This window comes from Bradyrhizobium sp. USDA 4461, assembly GCF_054055655.1.
The window spans coordinates 5,819,140-5,844,978 of the sequence record NZ_JBSRXM010000001.1; the positions used below are offsets into that span (position 1 = coordinate 5,819,140).

Sequence of the window (25,839 nt, forward strand, 5' to 3'; positions counted from 1 at the left end):
TATCCGTCGGGAATGACCGCAAAATTGGAACATAGGGCGAAAGCCCACCTTGTTGCAAATGAGATCGACAAGGTCAGGTTCCATGCACAATCATGACATCATCGTCATCGGTGGTTCGGCCGGGGCGACGGCGCCGTTGCGAGATATTCTCGGCCGGCTGCCGGCTGATTTGCCGGCCGCGATCTTCGTCGTATTGCACATACCTGCGCATGGTATCGGCATTCTTTCCACGGTTGCGAGCGCGGCCGGCAAGCTGCCGGTCCGGCAGGCGGAAAGCGGCATGGTGATCGAAAACGGCCATGTCTATCTGGCCGCGCCAGACCATCATCTCTTGATCCACGACGGCCACATTGTGCTTGGACGTGGGCCCCGCGAGAATCTGGTACGGCCCGCGATCGATCCCTTGTTCCGCTCTGCGGCGTTGCATTATGGAGCGCGCGTTATCGGCGTGGTGTTGAGCGGGCTGTTGTCCGACGGGGCGTCCGGACTGTCCGTAATCAAGCGTTGCGGCGGGCTTGCCCTGGTCCAGGACCCGAAGGACGCGATTTCCGATGAAATGCCGTTGCGGGCTCTGGAAGCGACCACGGTTGATCTCTGCGTCCCGGGGGCGCGGCTTGGCGATGTGCTTTCCGATCTGGTTCGGGAGCAGGCGGGCGCATCCCTCCCGATCCCGCCGGAGATCGAGCTGGAGGTCCAGATTGCTGCCGGGGAACGCGTCGGCAGCGATACCCTGGCCAACGTCGCCGATCCCGCGCCGCTGACCTGTCCGGGTTGCGGGGGTGTCCTCTCAGAACTCAAGGCGGGCCATCCGCTGCGCTTTCGCTGCCAGGTCGGCCATGCCTATACCGCCGATGCGCTCGCCAAGGAGCAGGAAAGCCGGGTCGATGAGGCCCTTCGAGTCGCGCTGCGGATCATTGGGGAGCGCGCCGAACTCGTACAGCGGATGGCGGACGATGGCCGCCAAAGCGGACGCCTGGCAGTGGCCGAAATGTATGACGCCCGCGCCGCCGAATACCGCGAATATGCCGATATGATCCGCCGGGTCGTGCTACAATCGCTCGATCCCAAGCCGCCGACGCGGAAGGAACGGTGATGGCGATCGCCGATCACGCGAACTGGGTCGAAATGTTGCGGCTCGAGCAAGCGCTCCTGGTGAAGGCGGACCTCGACATTGAGGACGGCTGGACACGTGTCCGAAATCAGCAGGATCTTCTGGATTGGCTGCGGATGGCCGGCCATAATACCGAGCAGGCCGAGCGTCTGGTCTCTTTGCTCAAGCAAACCCTGGTCGAGTGGGAGCGGCATCGCACCCTGATCGTGCAACGGGTGGCATATCTCGAGGGCAAGGTTACGTCGCCTTAGCACCGGGTGGAGGAAGCAAGTGACCGCCCAGCTCCGGATTCGGACGCCTGTTCGACACCCGGTCGGCCGAGCCGGCGTGTTCCGGCGCGGACCCCATTCAGCGACCGGCGGAGCTCCCAGGATCCAGCGATGGATTCCTGCTTATTCTCATTGGGATAGGGCCAAATTCTGCTATCAAAGGTAGGTGCGGGGCGAGGCCCCACGGAAGAACGGAAGCCGCTGCTATCATGGATGATGTCGGGCAAACGCAGACCGAAGACGGGGAGCGCCGGTCCAAGGCGCCGCTGATCGTGGGGGTGGGCGCCTCGGCTGCCGCCCTCAACAGCATCGAGCGGTTTTTCTCCAAGCTGAGGCTCAATCCTGACCAGGCCATCGTGCTTGTGATGCAGTACAGGGATGCCGTGGAAGACGCACGGTTGCGTGCCGTTTTGCAGCGGGAAAGTGCAGAGCTGTCCGAAATCAAGGATGGGACGGTCGCCCAAGGCGGCGTGATCCACCTTTGCCCGGCCGACATGATCACGACACTTCACGGCGACCGCTTCGTCGTGAGGCCGGCGGCGCAGGCCCACGGCGAGCGGGCGACCATCGACAGCTTTCTGGTATCGCTGGCGGAAGAGCGCGCCGAGCAATCGATCGGCGTTGTGCTGGCCGGCACGGGCGGCGACGGCACCCTGGGCGTGGCAACGTTGAAAGACCACGGCGGCCTGGCGATCGCTGAACGCATCGCCAACGCCCCGTCCGACCAGCACGAGGAAGGCAACTCGGCCGCGGCAATCGCCGATTTCGTGTTGCCCGCCGACGAGATTCCGGAACACATCGAGGTCTACGCCCGCCATCTGCGCCGACTTGACGAGAAACAGGGCTTCGACGAAGTCCTCGCGGCCGCGGCAAATTCGCTCGCGCGGATCGCAGATATTCTCCGCAACAAGACCGGCAACGACTTCCACGGCTACAAGCAGAACACCTTCCTGCGGCGCGTCCAGCGCCGCATGCAGGTGGTGCAGATCGACGAAATCTCAACCTATGTCGATTTCCTCAGGAACGACAAGGACGAGGCGCAGCATCTCTTCAACGACCTTCTGATCGGCGTGACCGAATTCTTCCGCGACAAGAAGGAATTCGATGTCTTGGAAACGCAGGTCATCCCGAAAATTTTCGAAGGAAAGGGAGCAGGCCAGCAGGTGCGCCTTTGGGTGCTGGGTTGTGCCACCGGTGAGGAGGCCTATTCGATCGGCATTCTGCTGCGCGAGCACATGGCCGGTCTGGACTCCGTGCCCCAGGTCCAGATCTTCGCGACCGATATCGACGGACGTGCGCTCGCCGCGGCGCGCGTCGGGCGCTATCGCACCAGTATCGAAAACGACATGTCTCCGGAGCGGCTGGCGCGCTGGTTCGTGCGGGAGGGTGATACCTATTGCGTCGTGAAGGAGTTGCGCGAGATGTGCATCTTCTCGCAGCACAACGTGATCAAGGACGCGCCGTTCTCCAAGCTCGACCTGATTTCGTGCCGCAACCTTCTCATCTACCTTAACGCAGAACTTCAGAACCGCGTGATCCCGCTGTTCCACTTTGCCCTGCTGCCGGACCGGTTCCTGTTCTTGGGCAATTCCGAGAATGTCACCCGGCATCCGAAGTTGTTTGCACCGGTCGACCGTCGCGCGCGCATTTTCAGGAAGCTCGAGACCGGGACCCGGCTTCCGCCGGAATTTCCCATCACGACGGCCGCCGGACGGGCCACCGTCGACATCCCGCCTGTACGCGCCCTGGGTCCGGATGTCGGCCTCGAGCGCCGCGCCCAACGCATCGCCGAGCGCTATGCGCCGGCCTATGTGATTACCGACGACAGCTTCCACATCCTGCACTTTTCCGGACGGACCGGCCGCTATATCGAGCCGACCGCAGGTACCGCGACGCTTGATTTGCTTCAACTTGTGCATCGTGATCTCAGGCTTGAACTGCGCACGGCGCTGGGACGCGCAGCCGAAACCAATGAAACCGCGCATGCCGAGCATGTGCAGCTCGGTGTCAACGGGCATCGCGTGTTGGTCGATATCACGATCGAGCCGATCCAGGACGGCCCCGCCAGCCAGCGCAATTTCGTCGTCCTGTTCAAGGATGGTCCGATCCGGGCCGTGGAGCATGCCGAAAATAATCCCAACGTCCAAATCAGGACCGAGCATGTCGAGCGGCTCGAGAGCGAACTGCGTGCCATCCGCGAGCGGCTACAGGCCACGATCGAGGAGCTCGAAAGCACCAACGAGGAACTGAAGTCCTCCAACGAGGAATATCAGTCGCTCAATGAAGAGCTGCAATCCGCCAACGAGGAGCTGGAAACCTCGCGTGAGGAATTGCAGTCGGTCAATGAGGAGCTGACCACGGTCAACGGCGAACTGGCGCATCGCGTGCAGGAACTGACCCGCGCCACCAGCGACCTGAAGAACTTCCTCGAAAGCACGCAGATCGCAACGGTCTTCCTGGACAACGATCTGAAGGTGATGAATTTCACGCCTGCGATCACCCAGTTGCTGCATCTCGTCGAAACCGACGTCGGCCGCCCGATCGCGCATATCAAGGCGCGTATTCCGATCGAGGAGCTTTATGAGGACGTGCGGCGCGTGCTGCGGACGCTTGCCAGCGCCGAGCGCGAGCTGACGGCGCCCGACAGCGGGACACGCTATATCGTGCGTATCCTGCCGTACCGAAGCATCGATAACTTCATCGCCGGCGTCGTGATCACCTTCATCGACGTCACTGCGATCACCCGGGCGGAAGAGCGGCAACGGCTGCTGCTCGCCGAGCTCCAGCACAGGGTCCGCAACACGCTCGGCGTGGTGCGTTCGATCGCTCGTCGATCGGCCGAGACCAGCTCGAGCGTCGAAGAATATTCATCGCACCTCGACGGCCGCCTCAACGCTTTCGCGCGGACCCAGTCGCTGGTGACTCGTGATCCGGAAAGTGGCGTCGATCTCGAATATCTCGTGGTCGAGGAACTGCTCGCCTACAATGCCCATGAAGGCGAACAGCTCCAGGTTTCCGGGCCGCCGTCCGGTGCGATTGCAACCCAAGGCGGCCGAGACCTTTGCGCTGGCGATCCATGAACTTGCAACCAATGCATTGAAGTACGGGGCATTGAGCCAGGCGACGGGCCGCATCGATGTTTCATGGCGCTTCGACGGCGATTCGGATCCGCAACAGCTCATGTTCGATTGGCGCGAGCGAGGGGGGCCCGCGGTCTCGTCGCCTCGTCGCAAGGGATTCGGATCGGAATTGCTGGAGCGCACGCTGGCGTTCGAGTTCAAGGGCAAGACCACGCTGGCGTTCAATTCGTCGGGACTTCACGCCACGATCGCCATTCCGATGAGCGCGCGGGTCGTCCATACCCCGAACATGGGGAGCTAGATGCATCCCCCGATCATCGAAGGGAATCTCGCGCAGCCGGTGATCCGGCGGCTCAGCGCCTTGCGGCAAATGTCGGAGCAGGGAATCGCATTGCTGCAGCAGGCGATCCGGGATGGGCTGCGGCGAGCCGGAGCCGGCGAGGACCTGATCAGCGAGGGCGATGCCGTTGACGGTGTCAGGATCATCCTGTCGGGCTGGCTCTGCCGCTACAAGACGCTCGCGGACGGCCGCCGCCAGATCGTGAGCTTCATCCTGCCGGGCGATACCTGCGATGCCTGCGTCTACCTTTTGTCGGTGATGGATCATTCCATCGGTACACTAACGCCGGTCAGCTATGCCGAGATCAAGCGCGATGCGTTCGAGCGGTTGTTGGCGGGCAACCGTTCGCTCGCCGAGGCCATGTGGTGCGAAACCATGGTCAACAGCGCGGTCCAACGCGAATGGACGGTCAATGTCGGGCGGCGTGTTGCGCTGGAACGGGTTGCGCATGTCCTGTGCGAGCTCCACGAACGACTGCTGCCGGTCGGAATGGTCGATGACAATTCCTATGCATTCCCGGTGACGCAAATGGACTTGGCCGACGCGACCGGCCTGTCCGTGGTTCATGTCAATCGAACCCTGCAAGAGCTGCGTAGTTCGGGGCTGATCGTGTTGCGGGACCGGACACTTACGATAAACGACCTGAAGGCCTTGCAGGATATGGCTCTCTTCACGTCCGATTACCTGCATACCAAGCGTCGCGACTAAGCGTATCGCGCAGGCAGCCGATCGGCCTCCTGCTTGCGTAACCGTCGTGTAACTGCAGCTCTTCTTGCCTGGCCGGCATACGCCGATCCCGGACCCTCATCGCGGCTGGACGAACGTGCCATCGGTCGAGCGGCGTCGCCGAGCCCAAATTCGACGACAGCCTTAACATACGTGAAGTCGAGGACCGCCCTTTGCGGCTAGCGTGTAACCTGGCATGAGCGGCAGGAGAGGCGGGAATGATCGACGAACGGACGGCCGCTGTGCTTCGCGCGGTGCTCGATGAAACCTGCGCAGCATTGTCCCGATTCGATAGCGCAACGAGGACATGCGTTGCCTCGAGCCTGCTGGAGGCGGTGCGTCGAGGCAGTCCGTCGATCGAAGAGCTGAGGATCGTGGCCAGGGATGCGCTTCATGCCGCTCCGGCATATGGCGCCAACGAGCAAGCGCGCACGGAAAGACGGCTGATTTTGCGTCGCGCATTTACAAAGGCTAATGCCGGAACCGGCGCGAAGGTGCAGCCTGACATTCGTTGACAGTCGCCTTAACCGGCGTCGGCTCAACTCAGAACGCCGCAAAGGACCCCAGCTCCCACCCCTGAGCTGGGGTCGTTTTTCCTGCTGTTGGATTGCAGCCTGAAACGGCAGCGTTACGGCGACCTGACATGTAAGCGCGCCGCCGTGAGCCTGTGTCGACGAGCCGATGCGCTGGACTAGGAACTTCGGCATCCCGTCAAAATTGTCACGACGGCAATCAGGGAGACCCGGATGGCAGAGCTTTTCATCATGGATCAGACAGGCGACACCCGCTACGAATTTGATCCCGCCGATCGCGAGCAGTTGACCCGGGCCGAGACGCGCTTCGGTGAGCTGATATCGGAAGGCTACACGGCGGCGGCAAGGCGAGCGGACGGGGAGACCGTGCTCGTGCGATCGCTGGATCCGGCCGCAAAGGAAACCTTGTTCTACCCAAGGCTTGTGGGCGGCTGATCGCATGACGGTCCGTTCGCGCAATGCGGCGGTTCTTGGGGCACTCCGGCGCAACGTCGGAACGCTATGGGCGACGTTGCGAGCGGTACGAGATCGGTGGCAGGCCTATGAGAGGAAGGAGGCCCGCGGGATTGCGCTACTCTCGCGATGGCTCACGTCCGAGCAACGGTCAGAATTCGAACGATACAAGCGCTTCGACGTGATCGGCTCCGACTCCGGCAAGCGGTACCGCATTTGCTATGGGACCTCGACCAATGTCTACGAAATAGACAACACAGGCAGTGTCGCCGTGGGGTGGTGTTTTCGGCCCATCGGTTCGCTGGTGGCGGGCGATGTGATGCTTGCCCAGAAGATCGCATTGGAAACCAACGAGCGTGCGACCATCATGGTGGCCAAGCCGTTTCCGAGCTCCATACCGCCGCGTTCCGATCTGCTTCCGGCCCGTTAGACTTGTGGCGCACTTTGGTTCCGCAATCGCGCGTCTGAGCCGCTTCGCGGCCCTAGGAACTCGATTTCGCAGGCGTCGTTGACGATTTTTCGGAGACGCGCAATGCAGCAGGAAGTACAGACGCAAGAGGTCGCCGGGACCACGACGCGTGCAGCCAATCCAGTGTCGACAGCCCGGATCGCGATGCATCCGATTCATCCGATGCTGGTGCCGTTTCCGATCGTGTGCTTCACCGGCGCGCTGGTCACCGATATCGCCTATTGGAGCACGGCCGAGATGATGTGGGCCGACTTTTCGGCCTGGCTGCTGTTCGCCGGGCTGATCATCGGCGGCCTTGCGGCGATCGCCGGCCTGATCGACTTCCTGGGCGATCGCCGGATCCGCCGCCTGGCGTATTCCTGGTACCACATGGCCGGCAACGTCGTGGTGATGCTGCTCGCGCTGTTCAACGCATTGGTTCACAGCCGCGATGCCTGGACGTCGGTCGTTCCGGCCGGGCTTGTGCTGTCTGCGCTGACTGTCCTCGTCATGCTGTTCACGGGCTGGCTCGGCGGGGCGATGGTCCATCGCTACAGGATTGGAGTTATCGACTGATGCGGATCGTACCAATCAACGGCAGCCATATCGGGCTTGCGGTCACGCTCGGCATGGCGCTCTGCGTCGCGGGTTGTAGCAAGGAGACGGCGCCCGATCCGAAAACCCAGGTCGGTGCCCGTCCCGATCTGCCGGCGCAGCAGCAATATCTGCTGCCGCCGATGCATATCGCGTCCGTGGTCGGATGGCAGCAGGGTGAAAAGCCGAAAGTGCCGGATACCCTGCAGATCAACGCGCTTGCCACGGGTTTGCAGCATCCGCGGTCGCTCTACGTTCTTCCCAACGGCGATATTCTGGTTGTTGAATCCAAGGCACCGGGGACCGAGCCGATCAAGCGTCCGAAGGACTTCATCATGAAGTGGGTGGAGTCGTGGGCGACCTCCGGCGGTGATACCGGCGCCAGCAACCGGATCACGCTGCTGCGTGACACCAACGGTGACGGCAAGCCGGAGGTGCAGGGCGTGTTCCTGGATCACCTCAACTCGCCGTTCGGCATCGCATTGGTCGGCAACGACCTCTACGTGGCGAACACCGATGCGATCGTTCGATATCCGTATCACGAGGGCGACACCAAGATCACGGCGCCGGGGCAGACGCTGACGGCGCTGCCCGGCGGGCCGATCGATCATCACTGGACCAAAAGTCTGGTTGCGAGCCCCGACGGCTCGCTGCTCTATGTCGGTATCGGCTCCAACAGCAACATCACAGAGAACGGAATCGAGGCGGAGAAGAACCGGGCAGCGATCCTCGAAGTCGATCGGGCCACGGGGCGCTGGCGAATCTTTGCGAGCGGCCTGCGCAACCCGAACGGCCTGACCTTCGAGCCGCAAAGCCATGCGCTGTGGGCCGTCGTCAACGAACGGGACGAGCTCGGCCCGAACCTCGTGCCCGATTACCTGACGTCCGTGAAGGATGGAGCCTTCTATGGCTGGCCCTACAGCTATTTCGGCCAGAATGTCGATCCGCGGGTGCAGCCGCAACGGCCCGACCTGGTCGCCAAGGCCGTCGTTCCGGATTACGCGCTGAGCTCGCACGTGGCGCCATTGGGGCTCGCATTCTACACCGGCGATGGACTGCCGGCGTCCTATCGTGGTGGCGCCTTTGTCGGCGAGCACGGCAGCTGGAACCGGCCGCAGCTCAACGGCTACAAGGTCGTTTTCGTGCCGTTCGCTGACGGCCATCCGAACGGGCCAGCGCAGGATGTCGTGACCGGTTTCCTGAACGAGAACGAGAAATCCCGCGGTCGCCCCGTAGGACTGGCGATCGACAAGTCCGGTGCATTGCTGATCGCGGACGACGTCGGCAACACCGTATGGCGCGTGTCGGCCTCCGGCCGGCTCTGACGGTGCACACGGCCGGCGCCGGACCGGGCCGGTCGCTGCGGACCATCGATTTGGAGAACGGCATGAACGACAGCACGATCAAGAAAGTCTCCCAAGCCACCGCTCCGAAAGGCGCGATGGGACAGACTTATCTCGCATCCGGCAAGCGCGTCGCGATGCGGCTTTGGGACAATGAGCAGCCTCAACAGAGTGCCGTCGAGCAACGGGATTACGAGACGGTCGGATATGTCATGGCCGGCGTGGCTGAACTCATGCTCGAGGGGCAGACCGTCCGCTTGCAGAAGGGGGATTCCTGGCTCGTCCCTGCAAGCTCGAAGCACAGCTACCGCATTATCGAGCCCTTCACCGCGATCGAAGCCACGGCACCGCCCGAGCAGGTCCATGGTCGGGACGAAGCCCAGTCATAGGGAGGCATTCATCGATGCTCGAAGAGAAGCTGAAGGACTCCATCGTCGCCGAACTGAAACGGCAGGCCGCGAACCACCCGGATCGTCTTCGCGTGCAGAGCTCTCCGGAATTGTCGGTGAACGGTGAGATCGATCTGGACGCGCTCGCGATGGTAATCGCGGGCGCGGTCGCAGGGGGGCCTTGAACACATCGTGGCAGGAAAGACGTTGACGTTTCTGCTCGTCAGGAGGTGCCGATGAGGGGAATACCGATAACGCGGGATTCCGGTCGTTCCAGCGATTGGGGCTCGCACGCACAGACCAACACGCCATGGAAGGGGCATCCGGAGAAAGAACAGCGCTCCGGCGAGCATAGGCCTGATCTGGAGAAATGGCAGGAATCAAATACGCACTGATCCGCGGAGAATACTGGATGCCCGGATATTACTTCCACCTCGTGAACGGTGAGCGCGTGATCGATTCAATGGGCCGGCCGGTCGCCGATCGGGATCAGGCCATCGCGATCGCAAGACGTCTCGCCATCGATCTTGCCGCGGAACGACAGGAATGCCTGGGTGCTGGGTATTCCGTCTCGGTGACCGATGGCGCAGCGCACGAAATCCATCGCGAGAGCATCGACAGCGCCGGGAAGAGCGGATGAATCGTTGTCACGCCGGTGACAAGGTCGCCTTTCTTGAGAATCGTGCCCCCGCCGATGAATCCGACGCCGGTCAGGATGCCGAGCGGAAGGCGCATGAGATCCATCTCGACAAACGAGGTTGAGCCTTTTCCGTCGACACTGAGCAGGAGGTTTGCTTGAATCATCGACAGTGAGGCGGCAAGCCCGACCAGGATTGTGGTTCTCAAGCCAGCGGCATGTCCACGGACACCGCGGTCAAAGCCGATGATCGCGCCAGCCAGAACTGTCACAGCGAGGCGGATGGCGATGTCTGGCCAGGTTGGATGAAGCGGCATGTTGCTGCGCGGCCAAATGGAAACGGCCCCGGCACCATTGGGGGCCGTGGGGGCCAGTGCCAGGGCCGTCCGCCTGCAGAAGGGTCGAAACCGAGCAAGCAACCCACGATGTGCTCGGCCTCGTGGCTCCGCATTCACTTATGTGAATCGGCGCGACCGGCCTCCCACGGTCGACGTCAAGACGCCGCTGCGCTCGACGGGTCTCTAGCCGAGCCACAATGCGGGGGCATCAGCGGCGCTTCGGTTGAGTGCGGCCCATCAAGGACATTTTGCCGACTGGATGTGAGGTGCCCGGGGAAGCCAGCCATGTGTCGATGCGCAACGCCGTTTCGGCCTGATGGGCCTTGCGCAGGAGCATGCTTTGCTCCGTTCCGGGCGGCAACCCGCGCGCCAATTCGCGCAGGCGTCCCATTTCCTGCGCCAGTCGATGAGCTAGCGACGTTGGCTGTTTGAATCGGCGTCGCCGTTTCACCATCATCGTCCATCTCGCCATTTTCGATCGTAGACGTTTTAGCGCGCACTGTGTCGCCACGCGTTAACTTAAGTAAAAGGGCTATGCCTTGCTGCGGAGCCGACAAGCGATCGCTGTGCCGATCGACGATCGCCATTTCGTTCTGTACCGGAACGTAGCGGTCGCCCTGGACAGCTGCTCTAACGTTCGATCGAGCCGGTTCGTCTGATCTTGTTTTGCAAGAGGAGGATGCCGTAGAGCAAAGCTTCGGCGGTCGGCGGACACCCCGGGACGTAGATGTCTACCGGTACGATTCGATCGCAGCCGCGAACGACAGAGTAGGAAAAGTGATAGTATCCGCCGCCATTGGCGCAGGACCCCATCGAGATGACGTAGCGCGGCTCCGGCATCTGATCGTAGACTTTGCGCAGGGCCGGCGCCATCTTGTTGCAGAGCGTTCCCGACACGATCATCACATCCGACTGTCGTGGGGACGCGCGAGGTGCGGCTCCGAAACGTTCAATGTCATATCTTGGCATCGAGACCTGCATTTGCTCGATGGCACAACAAGCGAGCCCAAACGTCATCCACATCAGGGAGCCGGATCGAGCCCAGGTCACGAGATCGTCGAGCGGGGCGATGAAAAAGCCGCGGTCTCCCAGATTTTCCTGCACACTGCCAAAATCCCTCACGGAAAACCTCCTGGCTCGGGTAGCAATTGCGGGAGGTAATCTCCGCCGGCTAGGGACGTTCCTAGGCCTTGTCCGGTGCGGTATCCGTTGCTTGGGAAGCTCTCGCTCTTCGCGCGACGAGGGTGGCTGTCCCGGGTTGTGGCAAGTGGGCTGGATGCGAGGCGCGTCAGCTTCCAGGCCAATGGCTTCATCCAAAACGGACCAGTTGGCTATAGTCGGTCCACCCGCCAGTTCTGCGCTGGCCGGCCGCCAACCCGGAATCAGGCAATCGAAGACTTCTTCCGCAAGCGATTCAGTCTTACTCGGGAAAGACGTGTTTTCGACACAGGCTTATCTGGATAGACTCATAAAGTTAGTCAGGATGGCGTTTTTCGCGGCATCTTAGGCTCAGTTCGACCTTGGCCGGACATCACTTGCGGCAACGCCTCGGATTCGTCCGGACAATGGCGCTACGGTTCATTCGGACGGGGCATCCCGCATTTTGAACTAAGCGCGGGATCGCCGAGACTTACGTCGGTAGGCTGCTGGAGGATTGCGACATGCCTGACTGGTTTCTCGCGCCGATCTGCGTGGTCGGGTTGGTCGGCTTCATCTGGTTCGCGTTTCGGCAGGGCTTCAAGGTGAAGCCTGACGAGGACAAGCGCGACCCTCCGACGTTGCCGCTTGGGCCGGACGGCTCGTGGCGCTAGGGGCCGCGTTGCCTACGGCATGGCGCTTGGCGATCTCGCGACGCCGGCCGACATCGCGAGCGAAGGGGCGGCCGAACTCCCGATCTTCCGGAATGTAAAGCCCCCGATTGTTTCAAGGTGATAGCCCTTTTGGGGCATGTTCCAGCCGCACGTCTTGTGCAAGCTAAGGCTACCGGGATTTTGCATTTCCTTCCTGGGGCTAGAGCCAACGCCGCCCGCAAATATTTCAAACGAGCGCCGTTGTGCTGATGAGAACCACCGCCCCATCACAGCATCCTGCTCCCGCGTGCGGAGGCGGCCATAAGGCACATGCCCACGAGCGAAGCGATCATCACCGTCGCCTTGTTGGTGATCTTCGCGCTCGTGATCTGGTATGGCGCCATACCGTAAGGACACGGATAAAATCGGCGCAGGATGCGCGCTGGGCTCAGGGCTTCGGAGAACCACTGATCTCGATCGCGGCGTCGCCGGCTAGTCGAGAGCCGTCCAGCTTCGCAAGCCGTCGATGCTGTGAAACCCGTCGGCCGCGTAGCAGCGGATCGAGGGCAGGAAGGCCTGCGTCATCTCGGCGAGCGCATGCCCCGGACCGAGGTCCAGCACCCGCGTGATCCCCAGTTCGGAGAGCGCCGTCAGCGTCGCTGCCCAGTCGATCGGTTGCGCGACCTGGCGTGCGAGCATCGCTGTCGCACGGCTTGGCGTGAAGATGCGCTCACCATCGCCACCCGCGAGCAGGATGCGCCGACCCGAGATGGGAAAGCGCTTGCCGGCGTCGAGCGCCTGGCGCAGCGGCTCGCTGGCCTGCTCAAGGCGTGACGTGTGCGAAGCGATTTTCACGGCGAGAAGCCCGCTGCGCGCGCCCGCTGTTGCGGCCTCTTCGCAGAGCGCGATCACATCCGGCTCGGCGCCGCCGACCACGAACAGGAGGTCCGGATTTTTGATCGCGATCTCGCAGCGGTGTTTTTCGAGCAGCCGGTCGAGCGTGGCCCCGTCGAGCCCGCGGACATAGCCGAGGCGGCCGTCCGGTCCCGCGGCGCTGTCCATCAGCCGTGCGCGAATCTCGGTCAGCCGCAAGGCCTCGTCGGCGGTCCAGATTCCGGCAATGCTCCAGGCCGCCATCTCGCCGACGCTGTAGCCGGTGACGGCGGTCTCCCGCGTGAGCAGGTCGCCGAGGCAGGCATGGATCGCGAGCGCCGATGTGACGGTCAGGATCTGGCTGACGCGATTGGCGGACAGTTGGTCGGCGCTTGCTGCCCTGACCAGCGTCCGCGGGTCCTCGCCGAGACAGGCCGTTGCGGCGGCAAATACCGGCTCCGCCGCAGGCTGACCGTCGACCAGATCGAAGATCGTGTCGGAGAGGGTGCCTTGTCCGCCGCAGATCAATGCAAGCATCAGCGTTCCAGCCGATCGATGAACAGCGCCATGGCCAACAGGTCGGCCGAGCCGCCGGGGCTCAGATTACGCGCCACGAATGCGCGATGAATGTTGGTGGCGCGCGCGCGCCAGCCACAGGATCCGACGCCTCCGCTGGCCAGAAATGCCGATGCGCTGGCTTGCGCGAAATGCAATCCTTCCGCGCCGCCACGATGCAGGAGATTGGTATCGGCGACGTCGGCGATCAGCGTCATGCAGGTCTGAACCCGTGCCGCTTCCTCATCATGTGGTGCCAGCGTCCGCGCCGCATGCAGGGCGGGAAGGGCGATGTCATAGACGGAGCGGAAGCCACCTGCTGCTTCCGATCGGGCGCCGCCGGCACCGTGGCGGCGTGCGGCCACCGCGCCATGGCTGCGCAGCGAGACCGGGCCGGAGAGGATCGCATCGCCCCAACGTTGCGATACCAGTTCGCCCAGCGACTTGCGGATGCCGAGCGCGCCGCGATATCCGGCTGCGGCGCACAGCAGGCCCAGTCCGAAGATCGCGCCGCGGTGGGTGTTGACGCCGGAGGTCGCAGCCATCATGGCGCGTTCCGCGGCAACTCCGATGGCGCGCAACCGGTTCATGCCGGCACCCTCGGCGCCGGCGGCCGCCAGATCGCGGAAGAAGGGCGCCAGCGTGTCGGCGCTCAGGCACAGCAGCGCGGCGTCCATATCCCCGTGCGCGCCGTTGTCGACATGGCTGACCAGCCCCGGCTTCGGATAGGTCGCGACCTCGAGCTTCAGGCACAGCGCGGCAAGCCGACCGATCTGCTCCGCATCAGCCTCCCGTCGCGGCCGTGATTGCCATTTCAGCGCGGCGTTCACGACGTCCGCCCCGACAGAAACGCTGCGCGCGTCGCGCCGGTGACGCCGTCAGGGCCCTTCACGACAACTTCGTCCTCGTCGCTGCCGGTCAGTTCGCGCCACTGCACACCGCCGGCGCAACCGACGATCTCGCCGTCGAGCCGCATCGGCGCCTGCGCTGCAATCGCAGCGATGTCGGACGGCAGGCTCTGCGCCTGCCGCGCTGACGCCAGCGGCCAGAGCAGATCGAGGTCTGAATTGTCCGACAGATAGGGCAGCCCGGTGAGATGCTGCCACGCCAGGCTGCCGAAGGTTCGGGTCTCCGGCACAAGCCGGACGAGGTGTGCGATCGTCTCGCGCCACTGCGTCGGCGCTGTGGCGGCGGCATCGGCGAGCAGGGGCGGCGGGGCGGATGCGACGATGTCGCCGGGCGCGAGCGCCAGCGCAAGGCGTCGTTTGCCGTGGCTCGGTGGCAGCGGCAGGCCGAGCGGAATCATGCCCGCCCCATCGCTGCAAGCCGGCCGCCGGACGATGAGCGGACGATCCGCGCGCGCCCATTCTGCGATGATCGGTTCAACGGCGAGTTCGGGATAGCGGCGCATCGCTGCGCTCCATCCCGCGGCCGAGACCTTCACCATGGTGTGGCGATCCAATGCGTCAGCCATGTTGCATCTCCTGCGGCGCGGACGCTGCGAGCGTCACGACGCGGTCGGCGATTTCTGCAGCCTTTCGCCGTCCGCCGCGCTCGGCACCGAGCCGGCCGCGCGGGTCCGGTCCTTGCGGACGCTCGAGGATCGCGGCGAGCTGCGGCGCCAACGGCGCGTGCTCGTCCAGGACCGCCTGAATGCCGCCGGTCTGCACCATGTTCTCGAGGCCCGGAGCGAACACCGGGGTCGCTTCCGCCTTGGCCTTGAGCACGTCGATCGGAAGCTTGGTGACCCGCGCCATCGACGGCAGATCCATCACCGCGGGATGCGCGGCGGGCAGCGCGACCAGCGTGCCGGCTGCGAGGGCGGTGGCGATGAACGCGCCGGCTGCGCTGCCGCCGTAGAGCAGGGCGACGGTGCGGTGTCCTTCCGCTTCCGCCAGCATCAAGGCCTTGGCGAGATGCGCCAAATATTCGCTGAGGCCGAGCAGTTCGTCGCGCCGGCTCATGCGTTGGCTCGACGAATCCACCAGGAGCAGAATCGGCGCGCGATCGCCTGATTTGACGATCTCGAGCACACGCCTTGCCAGCACAATCGCCTCGTCGACGCCGAGCGGCTGTCCCTGGGTCATGCCGAGCACGTGGACCGGGCCTGCACCGGGAAGGATCGCCGATCCCGCAATCATCGCGCCGCTGATGTCGATGTTGCTGCCGTTCGGGAACAGGCCGGCCAGGATGTCATCGAGCGTCATCGGCGTTCTCCCTGTTGGTCGCCGCGCGAAGAAATGCGTCGGTCGGAAGCGCGGGGATGTCGGCCGGCTGGTCGATGCCGAGCACCTGCCAGATCTCGACCGCGTCCTTGGCCGCGCCGAAGCGTTGCAGCCGTCGCTCCAGGCGTGTCTGCTCGGCGTCGAGAACAGCCAAACTGCAACCGCGTGTGACCTCGAGCGCGTCGATCACAGCCCGGCGAAACGCCAATGCCTCGTCGTCGACGAATATGTCGGCGCCGCCGATCAGGTAGCGGTGCTTGCCGCCCATGGTGCGCCAGACCAGCGCGCGGTCGCGCGAGTCGAACTCCTCAATGCCCCTGTTGGTCTCGATCACCTCGGGGCCGCTGACGCTGATCCGGCCCTGTTCGGAGACGATCAGGCGCGAGCAGGTGCCGGCGATCAGGCTGCCGCCGCCATAGCATCCGGCGCGGCCGCCGATCACACCGATCACGCTGACGCCGGCGCGCCGCGCCTCGATGATCGCGCGCATGATCTCCGCGATGGCGAGCTCGCCGGCATTGGCTTCCTGAAGCCGCACGCCTCCGGTGTCGAACAGGATCAGCACGTCCTGCTGAAGCGCACGCGCGGCGCGCAACAGACCGGTCAGTTTGGCGCCATGCACCTCGCCGAAGGCGCCGCCCATGAAGCGTCCTTCCTGTGCCGCGACCAGCACCGGCGAGCCGTCGAGGCGGCCGCGCCCGACGACGATGCCGTCGTCGAACTGCTCAGGCAGGTCGAAGATCGAAAGATGCGGGCTGATCTCGCGCTGCTCGGGGCCGATAAACTCGGCAAAGCTGCCGGGATCGAGCAGCGCATCAATGCGCTGCCGGGCGCTCGCCTCGTACCAGCTCAGCGAATCCGTGTTGGCAGTGGCTGCGGTCATCGTTCCGGCTCCTCGATCTTGCGGACGCCCTGGGCGAGGCGCAGCGCGACCGTGTCGGGCCGGGCGCCGCCGTCATTGATGGAGATGCGCAGGCCGCCGGCAGGGCGGCGGGCCGCGAAATCGCGAACCACGGCGTCCCAGACCGCGCCGAAGCCGTGGGCTGCGGTCGTGATGTCGATCATGCAGCTGTCGGCGGGTGCTGCGCGTTCCAGCAGCACCTCGAGATTGCCGGAGGCGACGACGCCGACGATCGCCTGCATGCGGGTGCCACCGGCGCGTTTCGGGGCGGATAGTCGGAAGCTGAGCGTTTCCATGCAAAACTCCTCACCAATTGCGAAAGCGGCTGGGCGGACGATAGAGTCCGCCGGACGCCAGCATGAGATCCTTGATTGAGCGGGCGGCGAGCAGGCGGCGATCGGCGTCGAGCGGATCGATGCCGAGATCTTCCGGGCGCCGGATCACGCCGCGCGCGCGCAGCTTCTCGACCAGCCTGGAATCGCGGGCGCGGCCGATGTCGGTGTAGCCGGCAACACCGCGGATCGCCTGCTCGCGCTCGTCCTTGTCCCGGCACATCAGGAGGTTGGCGATGCCTTCCTCGGTGACGATGTGGGTGACGTCGTCGGCGTAGACCATGACGGGCGCGAGATCGAGCTTGAGCGCGCTTGCCAGTTCCAACGCGTCGAGCCGCTCGACGAACAGCGGGGCGTTGCGCTCGCCGAAGGTCTCGCCGATCTGCACCACCAGCTTGCGGCCGCGGCGCAGCGCGGCATCGGAATCCGGCGCGGCCTCGGCGCCGGCCTTGAGCCAGGGTTCGCTCGGGGTGGCGGCGGCCGCGCGGGTCGGAGCCCATGTTCGGCGCACCGCCGAAGCCCGCGATGCGGCTGGACGTCACCGTCGAGCTGTGGCCCTCGAGGTCGATCTGCAGGGTCGATCCGATGAACATGTCGCAGGCATAGAGGCCTGCGGTCTGGCAGAACGCGCGATTGGAGCGCAGCGAGCCGTCCGGTCCGGTGAAGAACACGTCGGGGCGCGCCGCGACATAATCCTCCATGCCGACCTCCGATCCGAAGCAATGGATCTGCTCGACCCATCCGGCTTCGATCGCCGGAATCATCGTGGGATGCGGATTGAGCGCGAAGTGGGTGCAGACCTTGCCCTTGAGGCCGAGCTTCTCGCCATAGGTCGGCAGCAGCAATTCGATCGCGGCGGTGTTGAAGCCGATGCCGTGATTGAGCCGGCGCACGCCGTAGGGCGCGTAGATGCCCTTGATGGCGAGCATCGCGGTCAGGATCTGGGTCTCGGTGATCGCCGCCGGATCGCGCGTGAACAGGGGCTCGACATAGAACGGCCGGCGGGCTTCGACCACGAAATGCACGAGGTCGCCGGGGATATCGACCCGCGGCACCTTGTCGACGATCTCGGTGACCTGGGCCACGACGAGGCCGTTCTTGTAGCTGGTCGCCTCGACCACCGTCGGTGTGTCTTCGGTGTTCGGCCCGGTATAGAGGTTGCCGTCCTTGTCGGCGCTGACGGCTGCGATCAGCGCGACGTTCGGCGTCAGATCGATGAAGTAGCGCGCGAACAGCTCGAGATAGGTATGGACGGCGCCGAGCTCGATCTTGCCGCCGAACAGCATCCGCGCCATGCGCGCCGATTGCGGGCCCGAATAGGAGAAGTCGAGCCGCCGCGCGATGCCCTTCTCGAAGATGTCGAGGTGGGACGGCAGCACCACGCCCGACTGCACCATGTGGAGATCGCTGATCTCGGCAGGGTCCAGGTCTGCGAGCGCCGAGGCGAGGATGTCGGCCTGCTTCTGGTTGTCACCCTCGAGGCACACCCGATCACCTGACCGGATCACTGCGTTCAGGAACGCAGGCAGCCGCGGGATCGGGACGATCTTTCCGTCGGCGTGCCGCCGACCGGCGGCGAGGCGCTCGCGCAGCGCGGCCTTTTGCATACCCCAATCGCTCATTTCGGGCTCCTCGGCATGCGAGATGGGCTTCGATGCCGATCAATGTATGCGTATTGCGTCGCTCTGTCAATTAATGTATACGATAATCAATAAGCGACGGATATTCGCATACACAGGAGGAAATTCACGATGCGAATGCATACGAAGCGTCCAAGTCCTGCTGCCGGCGCCCTGCTCACCGCGGGGAGGCGCCCGTGACCATTTCCGGTGTCGCGCTGCTCGCGATCTGCACCCTGCTGGGAGGCTTCCTGGGCGACCTGCTCGGCGTCGCCCTCGGCGTGAAGGCCAATGTCGGCGGCGTCGGCATTGCGATGATTTTTCTGATCGCGGCCCGGCTCTGGCTGGTGCGCCGCAAGCTGCTCAGCCACGGGCTCAAGACCGGCGTCGAGTTCTGGGGCAGCTTCTACATTCCGATCGTGGTCGCCATGGCCGCGCAGCAGAACGTCGTCGCCGCAGCGAAGGGCGGTCCGATCGTCATCATCGCCGGCGCCGGTGCCGTCGCGGTGTGCTTCGCGATGGTCGCCCTGATCGGCCGGCTCAGCGGCCGGGTCGAGACGATGGACGAGATCGAGGCGCGCGAGGCCGAGACGCTTGCCGCGCCGGTGCCTCAGTTCAAGTCCGGGAGGATCGCATGACCATGCTGTCTCACGTGCTCGTCGCGAATTCGCTGATCACCGCGTTCGCCGCGGTCGGGATCCTGATGTGGATCTCCGGAGCGATCTCGAAATATTTCACCTTCGGGCGCATTCACGGCTCGGCGATCGCGATCATGCTGGGGCTCGCGCTGGCCTTTCTCGGTGGCCTCTTCACCGGCGGCGAGAAGGGCGTCGCCGACCTGCCGGCGCTGGCCGGGATCGGGTTGATGGGCGGCGCGATGCTGCGCGACTTTGCCATCGTTGCCACCGCCTTCGAGGTCGACGTCGTGCATGCGCGCAAGGCCGGCGTGATCGGCGCGGTCGCGCTCGGCCTGGGAACCGTGGTCCCGTTCATTCTCGGCGTTCTCGTCGCCGCGGCGTTTGGCTACACTGATGCCGAATCATTGACGACGATCGGTGCCGGCGCGGTCACCTACATTGTGGGACCGGTCACCGGGGCGGCCATCGGTGCATCCTCGCCGGTTATCGCCCTTTCGATTGCGACCGGTGTGTTCAAGGCGGTGATCGTGATGATCGGCACGCCGTTCGTCGCCAGGATGATCGGCCTCGACAATCCGCGCAGCGCCATGGTGTTCGGCGGATTGATGGGGACGGTCAGCGGGGTTTCCGGAGGGCTCGCCGCGACCGACCGGCGGCTGGTGCCATACGGGGCGTTGACGGCGACGTTCCATACGGGATTGGGATGCCTGGTCGCGCCGTCTGTCCTTTACTTCGCGGTGCGCGCGATCACAGGAGGCTAAATGGCAGGTTTGCTCAAGGTCGCGACCGATCCGGAAGACGATGGGGGATTGCTCTCCGATCGGATCCGGAACGCGTTGACCGACGAGATCGCGTCGGGCGCGCTGGTTGCCGGTTCGGCCCTGGAGGAGCAGCAGCTCGCCGATCGCTTTGGCGCCTCCCGCACGCCGGTGCGGGAGGCGCTTCGCCAGCTCGTGGTCAGCGGCCTGGTCGAGGTGCGCGGCCGCCGCGGCCTGGTCGTGGCGCGGATGACGCCCGAGCGCATCATGGACATGTTCGAGACCAGCGCCGAGGTTGAGGCGATGTGCGTCAGGCTTGCGACCTATCGCATGACCCCGCTCGAGCGCAGCCATCTGATCGAGCTCCACGAATCCTCGCGGGCGATGGTCGAGGCGAATGACGTCGATGCCTATGATGCGTTCAACCGGCAATTCCATGAATGCATCTACAGCGCGACGCATAACTCGTTCATGGCGGAGCAGGCGCAGGACGTGCGTGCGCGGCTCAGCGCCTTCCGCCGGACGCAATTGCGGCAGGGCGACCGTATCCGCAAGTCGCGGGATGAGCACGACGCCATCATGCAGGCGATCGCGGAAGGCGATGGCGAGACCGCATCACGCAGGATGCGTGCGCACATGCTGAACGCCGCAGCGGCGCTGCGACGCTATATCGATGATCGCCTCAGGCCCGTCGATGGGCCTGCGGCCGATAACGCCTGAGCGTAGCGGTACCGAATGAACATGCAATCCATCGAGCTCCGGCGCCTGTTGCCCGCGGATGCGGCGCTCTATCGCGACATCCGCCTCGAAGCGCTGCGCATGAGTCCGGAGGCGTTCGGCAGCGCCTATGAGACGGAGAGCGTGCACCCCGTCGAATGGTTCGCGGAGCGGCTGACGCGCGGCGCGGTGATCCTCGGCGCGTTCCGGGGCGACGAAATCGCAGGGATCGTCGGCTTCGTGGCGGCGGAAGGGCCGAAGCAACGGCACAAGGGCGCGCTGGTCAGCATGTATGTGCGGCCGGCGGCGCGGCGCGGCGGTGTCGGCCGGCTTCTGGTCGAAGCCGCGCTCGAACTTGCAGCTGAAACGGTCGAGCTGGTGCAGCTCGTCGTCGTGAAGGGCAACGAGCCGGCGGTTCGGCTCTACGAGAGCATGGGTTTCGTCGCGTACGGGCTGGAGCAGCGCGCGTTGAAGATCGACGGCCGCTACTACGACGATATCCTGATGGCGAAGGATCTGCCATGCCGAAGATCGACCTGACAAACGTGCCGGAACGCAAGGGGACCGGCTATCCGGCCGAGTTCGCCGCGTTGTCCGCGGAGCGGGTGCGGCAACGGCTCGGCGATGCCGGCGGGCTCGCCGATTTCGGCGTCAATCTGATGCGGTTGCCGCCCGGCAACTGGTCGAGCCAGCGCCACTGGCATTCGGACGAGGACGAGTTCGTCTATGTGCTCGCGGGCGAGCTGGTGCTGGTGGAGGACGGCGGCGAGACGGTGCTGCGCGCCGGCGATTGCGCGGCATTTCCGAAAAACTCCGGCAACGGGCATCACATGATCAACAGGTCGCAGATGACGGCGACCTATCTCGAAGTCGGCTCGCGTTCGCGCGCCGATGTCATCACCTGCTCCGATATTGACATGATGAGCCCGAGCTCCGACGGCCGCTTCCTGCACAAGGACGGGACGCCTTACGACAGATCCTGAACCGCGGCTGGCTCCCACGCTGTGAAATCGGGCGTTGCGGATTGGCCGGCGGAGGGTCAATCTTCCGCAAGGGAGCGCGCCACGATGGCGGAATGGTATTTCATCTGGATCGACGGCCCGCGCGGGCCTGAGCCGCAGAAATGGTCGTCGGACGCGCTGTGGGGGCAGGTGGCGCGTCAGGACATTATTGTCCGGTTTCCGTTGAGCGATCGCGAGGCCGGATTGTCGCTCGACCAGCTGGCGCGGCTGCACCCGGTGCCGCAGTGATCCGATGCGAAGACGTCAAACCACCAGAGCTGGTTGCGCACATGCGATCACCTCACGCGGTGCAGTATGTGCTGCATCGCGCTCTGCCTGCGTTAGCGTATCGAGAACGCTCATGCGCAAAAATGTAGCACGAATCGCAGGAAGCCGAGTTCCCGACGTTCAATCGCTGGCAGCGCGCGACGAAGCATGAAACAATGCCGCAAAAATCACGATGGGAGAAAACTTGATGTCGTTCGAGCGGGAGTTGCATGGCGTCGTTGCGTGCCGGTCGGTTAAGTGCAGCTCATGGATCGCGTTGCCATTATTCTGCCTGATCGGCACGTTCGGAGTGATGCCCAACGCCGTCGCGAACGAATCCCTGGCAATTGTGGATGCGCGCGTACCGGCGGTCGACAAAGCGGGCGGGGACCTTCCCTTGACGATGACGATCAAGAATGAGGCAGACAGCGCCGACGCGCTGCTCCGTGTCCGTTGTCCGGTGGCGAATTTTTCCGAACGTCACACCGTCGATCGCGGCGAAGGCACACCAGCCATGCGTTCGATTCCGAACATTCCGGTGCCTGCAAAGGCTACGCTCGAGTTGAAGCGCGACGGCTATCACGTCATGCTGCTGCAGTTGCGTCAGGTGCTCGCTCCCGGCGAGACGTTCAAATGCGCGATCGTTTTTCAGAAAGCAGGAACCATCGAGACGGAGGTAACGGTCCAGAAGTGACCCAAGACAAGTAACTCAAGACAAGTAACTCAAGACAAGTAACTCAAGACAAGTGACTGGGAATGCGGCGGGTGGCACAGCCAATCGCCGGGACTCAAGGCTTCTCGCGCGATCGCCCGTATGTGACGGGCGATACGATCAATGAAGAATGCTGGATCCGGAGGAAATACATCCATGACAAGGTTGAATTGGGTAAAATCTCATATGCTCGCGGCGGCCGTAGCATCCGCAGCGACCTTGGCGGGCTCTTTCGCGCTCGCCGACGACGTCAACCAGGATCGCCTGCTCAATGCTGACAAGGAAGCAGGCAACTGGCTGCACCATCACAAGAACTATTCGGCGACCCGCTTCTCGTCGCTGACCGACATCAACAAGGATAACGTCAAGAACCTGAAGGTCGCCTGGACCATGGCGCTTGGCGGCGTCGAGGGCGGTGGAATCTGGTCGCATGGCGGCCTGGAGGGAACGCCGATCGTCGAGAACGGGTTCATGTACGTCACCGACGGCTGGGGCTCGGTCTACAAGATCGATGCGCATGGCGGCAAAGGCGTGCTGGTCTGGAAGATGGATCCCAAGACCGACCACGACTGGGCCGGCGCGGTGGCCTGCTGCGGCGTCGACAACCGCGGCGTCGCGTTGTGGAACAACCTCGTCATCTCGCACACGCTCGACGGCCGCCTGATCGCGACCAACAAGGAGACTGGGCAGGTCGCCTGGCAGCGTCAGGTCGCCGATCCCGACAAGGGCGAGGTGATCACCGGCGCTCCGCTGATCGTCAAGGACAAGGCGATTTCGGGCGTGGCCGGTGCGGAATACGGCATTCGCGGCTGGATCGCCGCCACCGACCTGAACAGCCAGAAGGAAGTCTGGCGCACCCACACCATCCCGGGCAAGGATGAGGCGGGGGCGGAGACCTGGAAGGACGACAAGAACGCCAAGGCGAGCGGCGGCGGCTCGACCTGGGTCACCGGCAGCTACGACCCCTCGACCAACACCATTGTCTGGGGCGTCGGCAATCCCGGACCGGACTGGGATAATGAATACCGGCCCGGCGACAACCTCTATACCGACTCGTCGCTTGGTCTCGACGCCGACACCGGCAAGATCAAGTGGCACTACCAGCACACGCCGAACGATCCCTACGACTATGACAGCGTGGCGGAGAACGTGCTGGTCGACGTTCCCGGTCCGAACAACACGACGCTGAAGCTCGCGCTCGAGGCCGACCGCAACGGCTTTGCCTACGCGGTCGATCGCAACAGCGGCAAGTTCGTCTGGGGGTTGCCCTTCGTCAAGAAGGTGACCTGGACCAAGGGGCTCGATCCCGAGTCCGGCAAGCCGGTGGAGTACGATCCGAAGCAGGGCGTGCAGAAGTACAATGCGTCGGTCACGCCGAGCCGCACCAACAAGGAAACGGATATCTGCCCCGGCAACATGGGCGGCAAGAACTGGCCGCCGACCGCGTATAATCCGAACCTGAAGCTCTGGTACATCCCGGTGATCGAGAGCTGCAACCACATCAAGGTCGAGGAGATGACGCCGGACAAGGTGAAGGCGCGCGAGTTCTTCACCGGCGGCGGGCCGAGCCAGAACGTCAAGATCACCGGCAGCGTGACCGCGATCGACGTCACCACCGGCAAGGTGGCAGGGAAGGCGGAGACGCAATTCCCGAACCTCGGCGGCATCCTGGCGACGCCTGACCTGGTGTTCTCCGGACAGCCGTCCGGCGAGGTGATCGCCTACGACGCGAAGTCGCTGCAGCAGCTCTGGCAGTTCAACACCGGCGGTGGCGTCAACGCGCCCCCGATCACGTTCTCGGTGGACGGCAAGCAGTATGTCGCGATCCTGGTCGGCCTCGGCGGAGCCTGGGACAAGTGGTTCATCGATGCCACCCCCGAGCTGAAGCGGATGCAGCCGGGCTCGATGCTCTACGTGTTCGCCCTTTGACGTCGCAAGCGCGGGAGGCTCCGAAACGGAGTCTCCCGCGTTCGATTTGGCCGAGAGAAGAAACAAGACACATGAAGCAAAACTGGCTGGTTGGCGCGTGGCTCGGCTGCGCGCTGGTAATGGGATTCGTGGCGACGGCGCAGGCCCAGTCGGCGAGCGATCCGACCGATGCGGGCAAGGCGGTGTTCAAGCGCGGCAATTGCATGGGTTGCCACAAATGGCACGGCAACGGCGGCGGCGGTTATGGCGGCGACGCGCTGTCGCTGCGCAAGACCGAGCTGACGCGCGAGCAGATCATCGAGACCGTGACATGCGGGCGGCCGGGCACCGGCATGCCGTTCTTCGTGCGCGGCTCCTACGACACCACGAAATGCTACGAGATGAGCCGACAGGACGTCGCCGACCGCATGCCGCCGGAGGCGAACGTGTTCCTGCGGCCGAACGAGATCGAGGCGGTCGCCGACTACGTGCTCGCCCACGTCAAGGGCAAGGGCGAGCCGAACTACGACGAATGCATCACCTTCTTCGGCGACGGCTCGCGCGTCTGCAACATCTACAAGGAGGCCGGCCATGCCGCCGCGCCGTCCGACCCAAGCGAGAAGGCAAAGCCATGAGCAAGCAGAGATCGACAATTCGTGGTTTGGTTTTTGCTGCGTCCGTCACGGCCGCGGTGCCGGCGATGGCGACCGCGGGAGACCTGCGCGACATCAATGTCGGCATGGCGATTTCAAGCGTTCCGGACGCCGGCTACATCAACCTGACCTGCGCCGGCGAGAAGACCACCCACCGACTGGCGGAATGGGCGCAATGGTCGAACTGCCCGGAAGGGCCGGACCAGCTGCGCGGCATTCGCTTCGAGTATGATCGCGAGACCGCGCACGAAGGCACCATGGTCGCCGGCCATCCCGCGATCCTGACGGTGATGATCGACAAGGATGCCAAGATCGCCGCGCTGACCATCGAGACCGATCCGAAGGCGCGGCTCTATCTGCGCAAGAAGGCGTTCCTGCTCGGCCTGCAAGCGAAGTCGCGCTACGGCGAGGACGGCTGGAGCTGCGTCGAGGCGAAGCCGGGCGCCGACAAGCAGGAGGTCGGCGGAGTCTTCGTCGACGAGACATGCAGCAAGACCACCGACGGCCGGACCGTCGAGATCGAGCGGCATCTCTATCGCGAGCCGAACAAGGAGCTCAAGGACATGACCGACGAGACCCGGATCACCATCCGCCGCGCGGGGTCTTAGGTTATTCTTACTGCGCCACAA

General features: G+C 64.1%; 29 protein-coding genes and 4 pseudogenes. 23 read left to right on the plus strand and 10 right to left on the minus strand.

Features of this window, described 5'->3' with window-relative positions; translation table 11 throughout:
- Positions 1-82 precede the first annotated feature (82 nt).
- The 12 genes and pseudogenes from ACVINW_RS27175 (at position 83) to ACVINW_RS27230 (ending at position 9,926) form a co-directional block, all read left to right on the plus strand.
- Positions 83-1,093, plus strand: coding sequence for a chemotaxis protein CheB (locus ACVINW_RS27175; RefSeq protein WP_456754139.1), 1,011 nt, complete (start codon positions 83-85; stop codon positions 1,091-1,093).
- A complete protein-coding gene (locus tag ACVINW_RS27180; RefSeq protein ID WP_456754140.1) occupies positions 1,093-1,362 on the plus strand; it encodes a hypothetical protein in 270 nt (89 codons plus the stop codon). Before ACVINW_RS27175 ends, ACVINW_RS27180 begins: the two co-directional genes overlap by 1 nt.
- Positions 1,363-1,589: 227 nt before the next feature.
- Positions 1,590-4,761 (plus strand): annotated as a pseudogene (locus ACVINW_RS27185) (CheR family methyltransferase).
- A complete protein-coding gene (locus ACVINW_RS27190; RefSeq protein WP_456754141.1) occupies positions 4,762-5,508 on the plus strand; it encodes a Crp/Fnr family transcriptional regulator in 747 nt (248 codons plus the stop codon).
- Positions 5,509-5,744: 236 nt separating this feature from the next.
- Entirely contained in the window at positions 5,745-6,041 is a 297-nt protein-coding gene (locus ACVINW_RS27195; protein ID WP_456754142.1) for a hypothetical protein, read from the plus strand.
- A 231-nt stretch (positions 6,042-6,272) separates the two neighbouring features.
- Complete coding sequence (locus tag ACVINW_RS27200; RefSeq protein WP_456754143.1) at positions 6,273-6,494, plus strand: hypothetical protein; 222 nt, start codon at positions 6,273-6,275, stop codon at positions 6,492-6,494.
- A 4-nt stretch (positions 6,495-6,498) separates the two neighbouring features.
- Positions 6,499-6,942, plus strand: a complete 444-nt coding sequence (locus ACVINW_RS27205; RefSeq protein ID WP_456754144.1) for a hypothetical protein — start codon at positions 6,499-6,501, stop codon at positions 6,940-6,942.
- A gap of 183 nt (positions 6,943-7,125) precedes the next feature.
- Positions 7,126-7,536, plus strand: coding sequence for a DUF2231 domain-containing protein (locus ACVINW_RS27210; RefSeq protein WP_456756514.1), 411 nt, complete (start codon positions 7,126-7,128; stop codon positions 7,534-7,536).
- Between the two features lie 53 nt (positions 7,537-7,589).
- Positions 7,590-8,879: a PQQ-dependent sugar dehydrogenase gene (locus ACVINW_RS27215; RefSeq protein ID WP_456756515.1), complete on the plus strand. Its 1,290-nt coding sequence runs from the start codon at positions 7,590-7,592 to the stop codon at positions 8,877-8,879.
- A 62-nt stretch (positions 8,880-8,941) separates the two neighbouring features.
- A complete protein-coding gene (locus ACVINW_RS27220) occupies positions 8,942-9,286 on the plus strand; it encodes a cupin domain-containing protein (RefSeq protein ID WP_456754145.1) in 345 nt (114 codons plus the stop codon).
- Between the two features lie 14 nt (positions 9,287-9,300).
- Positions 9,301-9,471, plus strand: coding sequence for a hypothetical protein (locus ACVINW_RS27225; protein WP_456754146.1), 171 nt, complete (start codon positions 9,301-9,303; stop codon positions 9,469-9,471).
- A 278-nt stretch (positions 9,472-9,749) separates the two neighbouring features.
- Positions 9,750-9,926, plus strand: a complete 177-nt coding sequence (locus ACVINW_RS27230; RefSeq protein ID WP_456756516.1) for a hypothetical protein — start codon at positions 9,750-9,752, stop codon at positions 9,924-9,926.
- Here ACVINW_RS27230 and ACVINW_RS27235 read toward each other — a convergent pair.
- The 3 genes and pseudogenes from ACVINW_RS27235 to ACVINW_RS27245 all read right to left on the minus strand — a co-directional run.
- Positions 9,914-10,240, minus strand: a pseudogene (locus ACVINW_RS27235) (MgtC/SapB family protein); the annotation flags it as partial. The gene ACVINW_RS27230 and the pseudogene ACVINW_RS27235 sit on opposite strands and share 13 nt — an antisense overlap.
- 229 nt (positions 10,241-10,469) lie before the next feature.
- Positions 10,470-10,718 carry a hypothetical protein gene (locus ACVINW_RS27240; RefSeq protein WP_456754147.1) on the minus strand — a complete coding sequence of 83 codons (249 nt, stop codon included), beginning with the start codon at positions 10,716-10,718 and terminating at the stop codon, positions 10,470-10,472.
- A 173-nt stretch (positions 10,719-10,891) separates the two neighbouring features.
- A pseudogene (locus ACVINW_RS27245) lies at positions 10,892-11,353 on the minus strand (NuoB/complex I 20 kDa subunit family protein); the annotation flags it as partial.
- Positions 11,354-11,922: 569 nt separating this feature from the next.
- Here ACVINW_RS27245 and ACVINW_RS27250 point away from each other — a divergent pair.
- Entirely contained in the window at positions 11,923-12,072 is a 150-nt protein-coding gene (locus ACVINW_RS27250) for a hypothetical protein (protein WP_456754148.1), read from the plus strand.
- A gap of 471 nt (positions 12,073-12,543) precedes the next feature.
- Here the strand turns inward: ACVINW_RS27250 and ACVINW_RS27255 are convergent, their stop codons facing one another.
- The 7 genes and pseudogenes from ACVINW_RS27255 to mdcA form a co-directional block, all read right to left on the minus strand.
- On the minus strand, positions 12,544-13,461 hold the full coding sequence (locus tag ACVINW_RS27255; protein ID WP_456754149.1) for an acyltransferase domain-containing protein: 918 nt from the start codon (positions 13,459-13,461) through the stop codon (positions 12,544-12,546).
- Positions 13,461-14,309 (minus strand): triphosphoribosyl-dephospho-CoA synthase MdcB, encoded by an 849-nt coding sequence (mdcB, locus tag ACVINW_RS27260; protein WP_456754150.1) that lies wholly within the window; start codon positions 14,307-14,309, stop codon positions 13,461-13,463. The genes ACVINW_RS27255 and mdcB overlap by 1 nt, the downstream gene beginning before the upstream one ends.
- Positions 14,306-14,953: a malonate decarboxylase holo-[acyl-carrier-protein] synthase gene (gene mdcG / locus ACVINW_RS27265; RefSeq protein WP_456754151.1), complete on the minus strand. Its 648-nt coding sequence runs from the start codon at positions 14,951-14,953 to the stop codon at positions 14,306-14,308. The genes mdcB and mdcG overlap by 4 nt, the downstream gene beginning before the upstream one ends.
- Complete coding sequence (gene mdcE / locus ACVINW_RS27270) at positions 14,946-15,686, minus strand: biotin-independent malonate decarboxylase subunit gamma (RefSeq protein WP_456754152.1); 741 nt, start codon at positions 15,684-15,686, stop codon at positions 14,946-14,948. Before mdcE ends, mdcG begins: the two co-directional genes overlap by 8 nt.
- Positions 15,673-16,587, minus strand: coding sequence for a biotin-independent malonate decarboxylase subunit beta (locus ACVINW_RS27275; protein WP_456754153.1), 915 nt, complete (start codon positions 16,585-16,587; stop codon positions 15,673-15,675). Before ACVINW_RS27275 ends, mdcE begins: the two co-directional genes overlap by 14 nt.
- Positions 16,584-16,901, minus strand: coding sequence for a malonate decarboxylase acyl carrier protein (mdcC, locus tag ACVINW_RS27280; RefSeq protein ID WP_456754154.1), 318 nt, complete (start codon positions 16,899-16,901; stop codon positions 16,584-16,586). Before mdcC ends, ACVINW_RS27275 begins: the two co-directional genes overlap by 4 nt.
- A gap of 10 nt (positions 16,902-16,911) precedes the next feature.
- Positions 16,912-18,559, minus strand: a pseudogene (gene mdcA / locus ACVINW_RS27285) (malonate decarboxylase subunit alpha).
- Between the two features lie 194 nt (positions 18,560-18,753).
- On the opposite strand from mdcA, the gene madL reads away from it, so the two are divergent.
- The 10 genes from madL to ACVINW_RS27335 all read left to right on the plus strand — a co-directional run bounded on the left by madL (position 18,754) and on the right by ACVINW_RS27335 (position 25,818).
- On the plus strand, positions 18,754-19,194 hold the full coding sequence (madL, locus tag ACVINW_RS27290; protein WP_456754155.1) for a malonate transporter subunit MadL: 441 nt from the start codon (positions 18,754-18,756) through the stop codon (positions 19,192-19,194).
- Entirely contained in the window at positions 19,191-19,955 is a 765-nt protein-coding gene (gene madM, locus ACVINW_RS27295; RefSeq protein WP_456754156.1) for a malonate transporter subunit MadM, read from the plus strand. Before madL ends, madM begins: the two co-directional genes overlap by 4 nt.
- Entirely contained in the window at positions 19,956-20,672 is a 717-nt protein-coding gene (locus tag ACVINW_RS27300) for a GntR family transcriptional regulator (protein WP_456754157.1), read from the plus strand. It begins immediately after the preceding gene.
- 15 nt (positions 20,673-20,687) lie between these two features.
- Positions 20,688-21,209 (plus strand): N-acetyltransferase family protein, encoded by a 522-nt coding sequence (locus tag ACVINW_RS27305; RefSeq protein WP_456754158.1) that lies wholly within the window; start codon positions 20,688-20,690, stop codon positions 21,207-21,209.
- Entirely contained in the window at positions 21,191-21,652 is a 462-nt protein-coding gene (locus ACVINW_RS27310) for a cupin domain-containing protein (protein WP_456754159.1), read from the plus strand. The genes ACVINW_RS27305 and ACVINW_RS27310 overlap by 19 nt, the downstream gene beginning before the upstream one ends.
- A gap of 84 nt (positions 21,653-21,736) precedes the next feature.
- Entirely contained in the window at positions 21,737-21,919 is a 183-nt protein-coding gene (locus tag ACVINW_RS27315; protein WP_212014982.1) for a hypothetical protein, read from the plus strand.
- A 226-nt stretch (positions 21,920-22,145) separates the two neighbouring features.
- The gene (locus tag ACVINW_RS27320; protein WP_456754160.1) at positions 22,146-22,631 is read left to right on the plus strand and encodes a copper chaperone PCu(A)C; all 486 of its coding nucleotides are present in this window, start codon (positions 22,146-22,148) and stop codon (positions 22,629-22,631) included.
- 174 nt (positions 22,632-22,805) lie between these two features.
- A complete protein-coding gene (locus ACVINW_RS27325) occupies positions 22,806-24,578 on the plus strand; it encodes a PQQ-dependent dehydrogenase, methanol/ethanol family (RefSeq protein ID WP_456754161.1) in 1,773 nt (590 codons plus the stop codon).
- 71 nt (positions 24,579-24,649) lie between these two features.
- Positions 24,650-25,192, plus strand: coding sequence for a c-type cytochrome (locus ACVINW_RS27330; protein WP_456754162.1), 543 nt, complete (start codon positions 24,650-24,652; stop codon positions 25,190-25,192).
- Positions 25,189-25,818: a hypothetical protein gene (locus ACVINW_RS27335; protein WP_456754163.1), complete on the plus strand. Its 630-nt coding sequence runs from the start codon at positions 25,189-25,191 to the stop codon at positions 25,816-25,818. Before ACVINW_RS27330 ends, ACVINW_RS27335 begins: the two co-directional genes overlap by 4 nt.
- Positions 25,819-25,839 lie beyond the last annotated feature (21 nt).